The organism is Streptomyces litchfieldiae, assembly GCF_031845365.1.
Classification (GTDB): Bacteria; Actinomycetota; Actinomycetes; order Streptomycetales; family Streptomycetaceae; genus Streptomyces; species Streptomyces litchfieldiae.
Map to the genome: position 1 here is coordinate 1 of NZ_JAVREL010000175.1, position 255 is coordinate 255.

General features: G+C 67.5%; 1 protein-coding gene. It reads right to left on the reverse strand.

Annotated features, from left to right (window positions below):
• On the reverse strand, positions 1-255 hold a 255-nt coding region (locus tag RM590_RS36305; RefSeq protein ID WP_311708995.1), incomplete at both ends, for a hypothetical protein.

Below are 255 nucleotides of genomic sequence, written 5' to 3' on the forward strand. Positions count from 1 at the left end.
AGTCGCCCTCCAGCACGTCGGAGGTGAAGTCCTGCTCGTAGGACGCCTGGGTGACGCTGAGCGTGACATCGACGGACTCGCCGCCTGGCATGGTCGTCTCGGTCTCCACGTCCCGGACGTCGGTGACATGGTCCAGCTCGGACACGGCCCGGGCCGCTTCGGCGGCCTCCGGCAGGATCGGCATGAAGTTGCTGGTCTGGATGATGTAGTCGGCGCCCAGCGAGCTGTCGATCTCGTCGGTGGCGGAGGCCACCA